The sequence below is a fragment of the Candidatus Erwinia dacicola genome (assembly GCF_001756855.1).
Taxonomy (GTDB): domain Bacteria; phylum Pseudomonadota; class Gammaproteobacteria; order Enterobacterales; family Enterobacteriaceae; genus Erwinia; species Erwinia dacicola.
Map to the genome: position 1 here is coordinate 1 of NZ_MAYS01000082.1, position 10027 is coordinate 10027.

9 protein-coding genes and 3 pseudogenes are annotated in these 10027 nt (G+C 55.7%); 5 read left to right on the forward strand and 7 right to left on the reverse strand.

From position 1 onward, the window contains the following. Positions 1 to 55: 55 nt before the first annotated feature. Positions 56 to 163: pseudogene (locus BBW68_RS17480) on the forward strand (peptidylprolyl isomerase); the annotation flags it as partial. Between the two features lie 39 nt (positions 164 to 202). Here the strand turns inward: BBW68_RS17480 and ilvC are convergent. Continuing rightward, a complete protein-coding gene (ilvC, locus tag BBW68_RS02260) occupies positions 203 to 1681 on the reverse strand; it encodes a ketol-acid reductoisomerase (RefSeq protein ID WP_070133830.1) in 1479 nt (492 codons plus the stop codon). A 160-nt stretch (positions 1682 to 1841) separates the two neighbouring features. Here ilvC and ilvY point away from each other — a divergent pair, with 160 nt between their 5' ends. Next, complete coding sequence (gene ilvY / locus BBW68_RS02265) at positions 1842 to 2723, forward strand: HTH-type transcriptional activator IlvY (protein ID WP_070133831.1); 882 nt, start codon at positions 1842 to 1844, stop codon at positions 2721 to 2723. On the opposite strand, the gene ilvA is transcribed toward ilvY, so the two are convergent. The 6 genes and pseudogenes from ilvA to ilvL all read right to left on the reverse strand — a co-directional run bounded on the left by ilvA (position 2720) and on the right by ilvL (position 9269). Continuing rightward, on the reverse strand, positions 2720 to 4264 hold the full coding sequence (gene ilvA, locus BBW68_RS02270) for a threonine ammonia-lyase, biosynthetic (RefSeq protein ID WP_070133832.1): 1545 nt from the start codon (positions 4262 to 4264) through the stop codon (positions 2720 to 2722). The two genes, ilvY and ilvA, sit on opposite strands and share 4 nt — an antisense overlap. A 5-nt stretch (positions 4265 to 4269) precedes the next feature. After that, positions 4270 to 6120: a dihydroxy-acid dehydratase gene (gene ilvD, locus BBW68_RS02275; RefSeq protein WP_070133833.1), complete on the reverse strand. Its 1851-nt coding sequence runs from the start codon at positions 6118 to 6120 to the stop codon at positions 4270 to 4272. Positions 6121 to 6185: 65 nt separating this feature from the next. Beyond that, positions 6186 to 7112 carry a branched-chain amino acid transaminase gene (locus BBW68_RS02280; protein ID WP_070133834.1) on the reverse strand — a complete coding sequence of 309 codons (927 nt, stop codon included), beginning with the start codon at positions 7110 to 7112 and terminating at the stop codon, positions 6186 to 6188. A gap of 69 nt (positions 7113 to 7181) precedes the next feature. Next, positions 7182 to 7388, reverse strand: a pseudogene (gene ilvM, locus BBW68_RS19390) (acetolactate synthase 2 small subunit); the annotation flags it as partial. Next, a complete protein-coding gene (gene ilvG / locus BBW68_RS02285) occupies positions 7385 to 9031 on the reverse strand; it encodes an acetolactate synthase 2 catalytic subunit (RefSeq protein WP_070133835.1) in 1647 nt (548 codons plus the stop codon). The pseudogene ilvM and the gene ilvG, both read right to left, overlap by 4 nt. Before the next feature lie 139 nt (positions 9032 to 9170). Continuing rightward, a complete protein-coding gene (ilvL, locus tag BBW68_RS17485; RefSeq protein WP_102135743.1) occupies positions 9171 to 9269 on the reverse strand; it encodes an ilv operon leader peptide in 99 nt (32 codons plus the stop codon). A gap of 151 nt (positions 9270 to 9420) precedes the next feature. On the opposite strand from ilvL, the gene BBW68_RS18635 reads away from it, so the two are divergent. The 3 genes and pseudogenes from BBW68_RS18635 to BBW68_RS15490 form a co-directional block, all read left to right on the forward strand. Then, complete coding sequence (locus BBW68_RS18635; protein ID WP_167565519.1) at positions 9421 to 9591, forward strand: hypothetical protein; 171 nt, start codon at positions 9421 to 9423, stop codon at positions 9589 to 9591. 11 nt (positions 9592 to 9602) lie between these two features. Further along, the gene (locus BBW68_RS20120) at positions 9603 to 9737 is read left to right on the forward strand and encodes a hypothetical protein (protein ID WP_261791474.1); all 135 of its coding nucleotides are present in this window, start codon (positions 9603 to 9605) and stop codon (positions 9735 to 9737) included. 60 nt (positions 9738 to 9797) lie between these two features. Continuing rightward, positions 9798 to 10027, forward strand: a pseudogene (locus tag BBW68_RS15490) (transposase); the annotation flags it as partial.

Here is a 10027-nt window from a genome sequence, read left to right on the forward strand (position 1 = left end):
TGAATTTACACCACTTTGACGGACTCGACCAGGGCGCTAGGTTCACAGACTCGACCTGCCGGCATTCGATAAAGTGGTGTTCTCCTGCCCGCTGATCAAGCCACAGGGCCCGCTGCACACCGAGTACAATTACCACATCATTAAAGTGTTGTACCGTAACTAAAAGGCATCGCAAGGCGCTTTTTTTGATTCGTGCGAAGCGTTACCCCGCTACGGCGATACGTTTAATATCGATCATGTAACCACGCAGCTTACGGCCAACCGCTTCGATTTCGTGGTTACGAATCGCTTCGTTCACGTCCTGCAGCTGAGCATTATCTACGGTGGTCGCCGTGTTGATAGCTTTGCCCAGATCGCCTGCCTGCAGCGTGGTCATGAACTCTTTCAGCAGCGGTACTGCTGCGTAAGAGAACAGGTAGTTTCCATATTCCGCAGTATCAGAGATAACCACATTCATTTCGTACAGGCGCTTACGGGCGATGGTGTTAGCAATCAGCGGCAGCTCGTGCAATGATTCGTAGTAAGCAGACTCTTCGATGATACCAGCAGCAACCATGGTTTCGAATGCCAGCTCAACGCCCGCTTTAACTATGGCGATCATGACAACGCCTTGGTCGAAGTAGTCCTGCTCTGCGATTTTGCCTTCGAACTGTGCTGCGTTTTCAAACGCGGTTTTACCGGTCTCTTCACGCCAGCCCAGCAGTTTTTTGTCGTCGTTCGCCCAGTCAACCATCATTCCGGAGGAAAACTCACCGGAGATAATGTCGTCCATATGTTTATGAAACAGCGGGGTCATGATGGTTTTCAGCTGCTCGGACAGCGCGTAAGCACGCAGTTTAGCCGGGTTAGATAGGCGGTCCATCATCAGCGTAATACCACCCTGCTTCAGGGCTTCGGTGATGGTTTCCCAGCCGAACTGAATCAGTTTTTCTGCATAGGGCGCATCTGTCCCTTCAGCCACCAGCTTGTCAAAGCACAGCAGCGAACCCGCCTGCAGCATGCCGCACAGGATGGTCTGCTCACCCATCAGGTCAGACTTCACTTCAGCAACGAAGGAGGACTCCAGCACGCCCGCCCGGTGACCGCCGGTTGCTGCTGCCCAGGCTTTAGCAATCGCCATGCCTTCGCCTTTTGGATCGTTTTCCGGGTGAACCGCGATCAGCGTTGGTACGCCGAAACCACGTTTGTACTCTTCACGTACTTCAGTACCCGGGCATTTCGGCGCAACCATCACCACGGTGATGTCTTTACGAACCTGCTCGCCCACTTCAACGATGTTGAAACCGTGTGAGTAACCCAGCGCTGCGCCATCTTTCATCAACGGCTGTACCGCTTGGACAACAGCTGAGTGCTGCTTGTCTGGCGTCAGGTTAACCACTAGGTCGGCTTGTGGGATCAGATCTTCGTAAGTGCCCACTTTGAAGCCGTTTTCGGTCGCTTTACGCCACGAAGCACGCTTCTCGGCAATCGCTTCTGCACGCAGGGCGTAAGCGATGTCGAGGCCAGAATCACGCATGTTCAGGCCTTGGTTCAGGCCCTGAGCACCACAGCCAACGATGACGACTTTTTTACCTTTCAGGTAGCTCGCTTCATCAGCAAATTCTTCACGCGCCATAAAGCGGCATTTACCTAATTGCGCCAGCTGGTTGCGCAGGTTCAACGTATTGAAATAGTTAGCCATGGGTACTCCGTATGAGGTTGTGATGCGTTTGTCTGTTATCGGGTCTTTCTTTCCGACCCTGTATAAACCTTATTATATGACAGGAAATACATTGCTGAAATTGATATATTAACAACGTGACGTTGCACTTTTTGCAACATAGCTTTGAGGCCCGAACTTAATGGATCTGCATGACCTGAAATTGTTTCTCCATCTCGCCGACAGCCGCCATTTTGGCCGCAGCGCACGGGCGATGCACGTTAGCCCTTCCACGCTGTCACGGCAGATCCAGCGGCTGGAAGGGGACCTTGGGCAGACACTGTTTTTACGCGATAACCGGACGGTAACCCTGACCGATGCCGGTGAGCGCCTGCGCCAGTTCGCCCAGCAAACGCTGTTGCAGTATCAGCAGATGCGCCACGCCATCGGGCAAAATGGCCCGTCACTGAGTGGTGAACTGCGACTGTTCTGCTCAGTAACTGCCGCCTACAGCCATCTGCCGCCTATCCTTGATCGCTTCCGCGCCGAACATCTGCTGGTAGAAATAAAACTGACCACCGGGGATGCCGCCGACGCGGTGGAGAAAGTACAGACCAATGAGGCTGATATTGCCATCGCCGGGCGGTCAGAAACGCTGCCAGGCAACATTGGCTTTATGCCACTCGAGCTGATCCCGCTGGTGTTGATTGCCCCCGCGCTGGCGTGCCCAGTGCAGAGCCAAGCAACGCAGCCGCAGCCCGACTGGGCGCAAATTCCGTTTATTCTGCCCGCACAGGGGCCGTCACGGCGACGCATTGATTTGTGGTTCCGCCATCACCATATCGCGAACCCACTAATTTACGCTACGGTTTCCGGGCATGAGGCGATTGTCTCGATGGTGGCGCTGGGGTGCGGCATCGCACTGCTGCCAGATGTGGTGCTGGAGAACAGCCCGGAGCCAATCCGTAACCGTATTCTGGAGCTGGAAGATGTCGAGATGGTGGCACCGTTTGAACTCGGCGTATGCGTACAAAAAAAGCGGCTCACTGAGCCGCTTATTGATGCTTTCTGGAAACTGCTTTAGCCCGCAAGGAAGAAACGGAAGGCCGGGTTATTGGTTTCATCGTGGAAATCATAACCCAGAGCCGCCAGATGCTCTTCAAACTGCGGCTCGATGTCGCTCAGCTCAAACGCCGCCAGAACGCGACCGTAGTCAGTCCCGTGGCTGCGGTAGTGAAACAGCGAGATATTCCAGTGGGTGCCCAGCGTTTGCAGGAACCGCAGCAGCGCACCGGGCGCTTCCGGGAATGCAAAGCTGAACAGCCGCTCGCGGAGCGGTTTCGACGGCCGCCCGCCGACCATATAGCGCATGTGCAGCTTCGCCATTTCGTCGTCGGAGAGATCCACCACTCTATAACCGCCTTCTAACAGCAGCTGCAGGATCTCGTGGCGCTCCTCCATGCCGCGCATCAGGCGCACACCAACAAAAATGCAGGCATCGTCAACGTTGGCATAGCGATAGTTGAACTCGGTCACCGAACGCCCACCCAGCAGCTGGCAGAAACACAGGAAGCTGCCCTGCTGCTCGGGAATTGTGACGGCCAGTAGCGCTTCACGCTGCTCGCCCAGTTCACAACGCTCGGAAACGTAGCGTAGGCCGTGGAAGTTGACGTTAGCACCGGACAGCACGTGCGCCAGCCGTTCACCCTGGATCTGGTACTGCTGGATATACTTCTTCATCCCCGCCAGCGCTAGCGCGCCGGAAGGCTCCGCCACCGCACGCACATCGTCGAACAGATCCTTCATCGCCGCGCAAATCGCATCGCTGTCGACGGTGATGATGTCGTCAAGATACTCCTGGCACAGCCGGAAGGTCTCGCTGCCGATGCGCTTCACCGCCACGCCTTCGGCAAACAGCCCGACGCGTGGCAGATTGACCGGATGCCCGGCATCCAGCGCCGCCTTCAGGCAGGCTGAGTCTGCCGCCTCCACCGCAATCACTCTGATTTGCGGCATCAGCTGTTTGATCAACACCGCCACGCCTGCAGCCAGACCGCCGCCGCCAACCGGTACGAACAAGCGGTCAAGATGCGCATCCTGCTGCAGCAGCTCCATCGCCAACGTGCCCTGCCCGGCGATCACCATCGGATGATCGAACGGCGGCACAAAGGTGTAACCCTGCTGCGCGGACAGCTCGATAGCTTTTGCTTTCGCTTCATCAAAGTTGGAGCCAAACAGGAAAGCCTCACCGCCAAACGCCCGCACCGCATCAACCTTGATATCTGAAGTGACGACCGGCATCACAATCAGGGATTTAATCCCTAACTTGCTGGCCGATAGCGCTACGCCTTGGGCATGATTGCCCGCCGAAGCGGTGACCACGCCGAGCGCGCGCTGCTCTGCGCTCAGCCCGGCAATCATCGCATAGGCACCACGCAGCTTAAAGCTGTGTACCGGCTGACGATCTTCGCGCTTTACCAGAATGGTATTGCCGAGGCGGGCAGAGATCTTCTCCATCTTTTGCAACGGGGTGACCTGTACAGCCTCGTACACCGGCGCACGCAGCACCGCACGCAGATACTCTGCGCCACTCGGTTGGTTGGATAGCGGTTGCGACTCAGCCATATTTGTTAGCCTCCCAGCTTACTCTTATCACGGACGGCACCTTTATCAGCGCAGGTTGCCAGGGTGGCATAAGCACGCAGAGCAAAGGAGACCTGACGCTCACGACCGTGTGGCGTATAGGCTTCATCCCCACGCGCTTCTTCTTCCAGACGACGGGCGGCCAGTTCATTGTCCGGCACGACCAGCTGGATACTACGCTGTGGAATATCGATGTTGATGATATCGCCATCTTTGACCAGCGCGATGGTGCCGCCGCTTGCCGCTTCCGGGGAAGCATGGCCGATTGACAAACCGGAAGTCCCACCGGAGAAACGACCATCGGTGATCAGCGCACAGGCTTTACCGAGACCGATTGATTTCAGATAGGTGGTCGGATAGAGCATTTCCTGCATGCCCGGGCCGCCTTTTGGCCCTTCATAGCGGATAACCACAACGTCACCGGCCACAACTTTACCTCCGAGGATCGCAGCAACCGCATCATCCTGGCTTTCATAGACTTTCGCCGGGCCGCTAAACACCAAGCTACCTTCATCGACGCCCGCGGTTTTTACGATACAGCCGTTTTCAGCCATGTTGCCGTACAGCACCGCCAAGCCGCCGTCCTGACTGAAGGCGAATTTGCGTGAACGAATGCAGCCTTCCTGACGGTCGTCATCCAGCGTGTCCCAACGCGTATCCTGCGAGAATGCCTGAGTGGTACGAATGCCTGCCGGGCCAGCGCGGAACATTTTCTTCACCGCTTCATCTTTGGTCACCACGATGTCGTACTGATCCAGCGTTTCACGCAGGCTCAGGCCGAGGATGTTGCGCACGCTGTTGTCCAGCAGTCCGGCGCGGTCCAGCTCGCCGAGGATACCAAGTACGCCACCGGCACGGTGAACGTCTTCCATATGGTATTTCTGCGTACTTGGCGCCACTTTGCACAGCTGCGGAACTAGGCGCGACAGGCGGTCGATGTCGGAAATATCGAAGTCGATTTCGCCTTCCTGCGCGGCAGCCAGCAGGTGCAGAACGGTGTTAGTGGAACCGCCCATGGCGATATCCAAGGTGATGGCGTTTTTAAACGCGGCTCTGCTGGCGATGCTACGCGGCAGCGCCGTTTCTTCATCCTGCTCATAGTAACGCTTAGTCAGCTCTACGATGCGGCGACCAGCATTGAGGAATAGCTCTTTACGGTCAGCGTGCGTCGCCAGCAGCGAGCCGTTACCCGGCTGCGACAGACCCAACGCTTCGGTCAGGCAGTTCATAGAGTTTGCGGTGAACATCCCTGAACAGGAGCCACAGGTCGGGCAGGTCGAACGCTCAATTTGATCGCTCTCTGCATCGCTGACGTTCGGGTTCGAACCCTGGATCATGGCATCGACGAGGTCGAGCTTGATGATTTTGTCAGACAGTTTGGTTTTACCGGCTTCCATCGGGCCGCCGGAAACGAAGATCACCGGAATGTTCAGGCGCAGTGACGCCATCAGCATGCCCGGGGTGATTTTGTCACAGTTGGAGATACACACCATGGCATCGGCACAGTGGGCATTTACCATGTACTCTACGGAGTCGGCGATCAGCTCACGGGAGGGCAGAGAATAAAGCATTCCGCCGTGGCCCATGGCGATACCATCATCCACTGCGATGGTGTTGAACTCTTTCGCCACGCCGCCTGAGGCTTTAATTTCCTCAGCAACCAGCTTACCCAAGTCGCGCAGGTGAACGTGGCCCGGTACAAATTGCGTGAAGGAATTAACCACGGCGATGATCGGCTTACCGAAATCATCATCGGTCATTCCTGTGGCGCGCCAGAGGGCACGGGCACCGGCCATATTGCGCCCGTGGGTGGTGGTGGCAGAACGGTACTTAGGCATGCTCTATACTCCAGAAATTAGATAGTGCGCAGGCGTCAACTGACGCCCGCAAAAAAACATTATTGTTATGGGTTAACCGGATCGAACCAGCCCCATTTGTCTTCCGTTTCGCCGGTGAACAGGCCGAAGAAGGCAGACTGGATGCGTTCGGTGACCGGGCCGCGTTTACCGGCGCCAACCTGGATACCGTCAACGCTCCGCACCGGAGTTATCTCCGCGGCAGTACCGGACATAAACACTTCATCAGCCAGATACAGCGATTCACGTGACAGCACCTGCTCACGTACTTCGATTCCCACATCCTGCGCCAATTTGATGATGGCGTCACGAGTAATACCCGGCAGCGCAGAAGAGGTGAACGGTGGAGTGAACAGAATGCCGTCTTTCACTTCAAACAGGTTCTCACCGGCACCTTCTGAGATATAGCCCTGGGTGTCCAGCGCGATCCCTTCTTGGTAGCCGTGGCGGCGCGCTTCGCTACCCACCAGCAGAGAGGAGAGATAGTTACCACCGGCTTTGGCCGCCGATGGCAGGGTGTTTGGTGCCACGCGGTTCCAAGAAGAGACCATCGCATCGATGCCCTGCTCCAGCGCTTCAGCACCGAGGTAGGTGCCCCATGGGAATGCAGCGATGATTACATCAGTTTCATAACCGTCCGGCGGGTTAACGCCCAAGCCCACGTCACCAACAAATACCAGCGGACGAATATAGGCGCTTTTCAGGTTGTTTTTACGCAGGGTAGCGCGGCACGCTTCCATTAACTCATCAACGCTCAGGCTGACAGGGAAACGGTAGATTTTTGCAGAGTCACGCAGGCGCTGCATATGTTCACGATGGCGGAAGACTACTGGTCCTTTGTGCGAGTCATAGCAGCGGACGCCTTCAAACACAGAAGTGCCGTAGTGCAGTGCGTGAGACATGGCGCTGACCTTAGCGTCTTCCCATTTAACCATCTCGCCATTGAACCAGATAAAGTCTGCTTTCTTCGTCATTCTTGTTTCCTTGCGCGCTTGTGCGCAGATTTGTTGTGTTGTTAGTTGTTGGGTCTGAACGCATTCAACGTCTATCAATTTACTCAACTGCGTTGACAGTAAATCGACAGAGCGCTGGCTGGCAACGGTCATCTCAATATTAATATTGTTGCTGTTAACCAGCGACGCCATATTTATCGCGCAGACCTGAAAGCCACGGTGACGCACGACGCGCAAAATGCGCTCCAATATTTCCGGGCGAAAGCGCGCTTCGATAAACAATTGATGCTGCATCATGAGGTTTTTTCCATCATTTGTTCGTTGCTGGCACCAGGCGGTACCAGAGGCCAGACGTTCTCAAGCTCGTTGATGGCGACGTGGAGCATGTATGGCCCTTCACTGTTCAGCAAAGCGTCTAATGCGGCATCGACCTGGTCTTTACGGGTAATGCGCTGGCCCGGGATATCAAAAGCGCGGGCCAGCATCTGGAAATCCGGGTTATCGGACAGATTGGTTTCGCTGTAACGCTCGGCGAAGAACAGCTGCTGCCATTGGCGAACCATGCCAAGGCGCTGGTTATCTAGCAGCACGATTTTAACCGGCAGCTGTTTGCGTTTAATGGTGCCAAGCTCCTGCACGTTCATCATGAAGGAACCGTCGCCGGAAACGCAGATGACGGTGTCATCTGGGCGGGCAACCTGCGCACCGACTGCGGCTGGCAGGCCAAAGCCCATGGTACCCAAACCGCTGGAAGTGATGAAGTTTTCCGGGCGGTTAAAGCTCATATGCTGCGCGGCCCACATCTGGTGCTGACCGACATCAGTGGTCACAACTGCACTTTGCGGTTTGCGATCTGACAACTGTTTTAAAAACAGCGGAGCGAAAATCGCCTCGCCCGGATGGTCGTAGCGCCAGCCGCTTTCGGCTTTCAGGGTCTTCACCTCTTCACGCCACGCCTGAATTTCAACTGGCTGATACAGGTCTGGCAGCAGCTTATTGAGGTCACCCTGCAGGCCAACGTGTGCGCGGCGCAGTTTGTGCAGCTCTGCCGGGTCGATATCCAGATGGATCACGCTGGCATGCGGCGCGAAGGTATCCAGCTTACCGGTTACGCGATCATCAAAGCGCGCGCCCACGGCAATCAGCAGGTCACAATGCTGAACGGCAATATTGGCGGTTTTGGTACCGTGCATGCCCAGCATGCCGAGGTAGCAGGCGTCTTCAGCATCCGGCATGCCCAAACCTTTCAGCGTGGCAACGGTCGGAATACCGGTCTCTTTGGCAAAAGCGCGTAGGGCTTGAACGGCATCCGCCATCCCGACACCGCCACCCACGTACAGAATCGGTTTTTTTGACCGAGCCAGCAGGTTACGCGCCTGCTGCAGTTCAGCGTGCGGATGCGCCAGCTCCTGCTCTACCGGCAGCAGATGCGCGGTCAGCTCACCGCATGCCAGCTGAATATCCTTAGGGATATCGACCAGTACCGGGCCAGGGCGGCCCGATTTGGCGATGGCGAAGGCCTCTGCCATCACTATCGGTAACTCTTCGAGAGACTCAACGAGGAAACTGTGTTTGGTACAGGCTAGTGACAGGCCGAGCACGTCGATCTCTTGAAAGGCATCAGTGCCCATCACCGCAGAAGAGACCTGCCCGGTGATGGCGACAATCGGCACCGAGTCCAGCATGGCATCAGCCATGCCAGTGATCAGGTTGGTAGCCCCCGGTCCGGAAGTGGCGATACAGACGCCGACTTTGCCAGTTGCGCGAGCGAAACCGATCGCCGCCATAGCTGCACCCTGCTCGTGGCGACACAGTAGGTGTTCGACACCGCCGTTATAGAGCGCGTCATAGACCGGCATGATTGCACCACCCGGGTAGCCGAAAACTGTTTTGACACCCTGTGCACGCAAAGCTTGAACCACCCACTGAGCACCATTCATAGTTATTTCCCCGTACTCTGCTTGGAAAAACAGCATAGTATTCTACTATTCATCTTCTGTTTCTCTCTACATTAATGCCCTGCAAAAAAAAACCCCTGACCTTTCGGTGCGGGGGTTCTTTCGAAATTAGGCTTGATTTTTAATCCTTTTTTTCTCCAAGCGTAGCCCCGCACGGCGTGATAATAATCACGACGACGTTAATAATGACTAGGCTGACGACTCGTAGAAGGGCTTTCATTTGGATACTTATTAATTCGCTTGCTCGAAGTAATGCCTACAGAGTTATCATGGTTTTTGGTTCTGATTCAACTTTTTTCATCATTTAATTTTATGCGTGTAGCCACAGATTTAGAAAAATTATGGTTTTTCAGTCAATAAGCAAAAGCTGAATGTTTTTCATTAATCACCGGGCGCGACGACTTCATCTCGCTGCTGAGAAAATAGTCGAGGCCGATCGCAAGGCGATGTTGCTGGCTGTCGAGCTAGGCAAAAACTTTGTGGCACGGCGCGTAAATTCTGTTTTTGCCCTTCGCCGGAAAAAAGCCGGGCGCGCAGAATAGCCGCAACTGGGTTGCCTGCGCTGTCGCTGGAGTTCCTCGGCGAACTGGCCCTGACAGGCGCGCTACGTGGCATACAGGGTGCAATTCCCGCCGCAGTGGCCACGCTGGATGCCCGACGACAGATGATCCTCTCAGCCGATAAATGAAAATGATGTCGGCCTGATCTAACATGGCGAGAGCCTGATTGCTACTCACCTGCTGGGGATGAGCGCTGTGATGAGCGTGAGACCTATCGCAACGGCTATCGTGACCGACAGTACAACACCCAGCTCGGCATGCTCGACCTGTGGCTGGATGCGACCTACGTGAAGGTGCGCAAGAACGGCCGGGTGGTCAGTGTGGCGGTAATAATCGCCTGCGCGGTCAACTCGGACGGACGCTGGGAAATCATCGGGATGGGTATCGGCGAGTCAGAAGCCAAAGCGTTCTGGCTGAC

Bases quoted from the DNA above. Each gene is read 5' to 3' on its own strand.
- ilvC (WP_070133830.1), bottom strand. From the start codon at position 1,681: ATGGCTAACTATTTCAATACGTTGAACCTGCGCAACCAGCTGGCGCAA.
- ilvY (WP_070133831.1), top strand. From the start codon at position 1,842: ATGGATCTGCATGACCTGAAATTGTTTCTCCATCTCGCCGACAGCCGC.
- ilvA (WP_070133832.1), bottom strand. From the start codon at position 4,264: ATGGCTGAGTCGCAACCGCTATCCAACCAACCGAGTGGCGCAGAGTAT.
- ilvD (WP_070133833.1), bottom strand. From the start codon at position 6,120: ATGCCTAAGTACCGTTCTGCCACCACCACCCACGGGCGCAATATGGCC.
- BBW68_RS02280 (WP_070133834.1), bottom strand. From the start codon at position 7,112: ATGACGAAGAAAGCAGACTTTATCTGGTTCAATGGCGAGATGGTTAAA.
- ilvG (WP_070133835.1), bottom strand. From the start codon at position 9,031: ATGAATGGTGCTCAGTGGGTGGTTCAAGCTTTGCGTGCACAGGGTGTC.
- ilvL (WP_102135743.1), bottom strand. From the start codon at position 9,269: ATGAAAGCCCTTCTACGAGTCGTCAGCCTAGTCATTATTAACGTCGTC.
- BBW68_RS18635 (WP_167565519.1), top strand. From the start codon at position 9,421: ATGTTTTTCATTAATCACCGGGCGCGACGACTTCATCTCGCTGCTGAG.